Genomic DNA, 807 nt, shown 5'->3' with positions numbered 1-807 from the left:
CCTCGCCTACGTGATCTACACGTCCGGTTCGACGGGGCGCCCGAAAGGGGTAGGCGTGAGCCATCGGGCACTGCACAACCTGCTCGACACGATGGGCCGCACCCCGGGTCTGGCGCGTGAGGACGTGCTGCTGGCGGTGACCTCCCTGTCGTTCGATATTGCAGGGCTGGAACTGTACCTGCCGCTGATCCACGGCGCGTGCGTGGTGCTGGCAAGCCGGGAAGCGGCGGCCGATCCGCGACGTCTGGCCGCGTTGATCGGCGAACACCAGGTCACGGTCATGCAGGCCACACCGTCGAGCTGGCAGATGCTGGTGACGCATGGCTGGCCCGAGTCGGCGCGCGCGCTGAAGGTGCTTTGCGGGGGCGAAGCGTTGCCGGCCCAGCTCGCGCAACGCCTGCTGGCTCACACAACGCGGATATGGAACCTGTACGGGCCGACTGAGACGACGGTCTGGTCGGCGGTGAAAGGCATAACGCAGGCCTCGGACATCGTGATCGGCGGCCCGGTTGCGAACACCCGGATCTACGTGCTGGATGCGCAGCTGGAGCTGGTACCCGTGGGCGTGGCAGGCGAGCTGTACATCGCGGGCGAGGGTCTGGCACGCGGGTATCTGAACCGGGCCGATCTGAGCGCGGAGCGCTTCATTCCTGATCCGCTCGGTGCACGGGGCGAACGGATGTATCGCACAGGCGACCTCGCCCGCTACCGCGCGGATGGCGAACTGGAATACCTGGGCCGGGCCGACCAGCAGGTCAAGATCCGCGGGTTCCGCATCGAGCCGGGCGAAATCGAGGCAGCACTGGT

1 protein-coding gene is annotated in these 807 nt (G+C 67.4%); it reads left to right on the top strand.

All coding sequences use genetic code 11. The features are described from left to right. The coding region (locus HB633_RS30600) for an amino acid adenylation domain-containing protein (RefSeq protein ID WP_213781859.1) at positions 1-807 on the top strand (807 nt) is incomplete at both ends.

It is taken from the genome of Caballeronia sp. dw_276 (assembly GCF_018449635.1).
In the GTDB taxonomy this organism is placed as follows: domain Bacteria; phylum Pseudomonadota; class Gammaproteobacteria; order Burkholderiales; family Burkholderiaceae; genus Caballeronia.
This window is presented reverse-complemented; position numbering and strand designations above follow the sequence as displayed.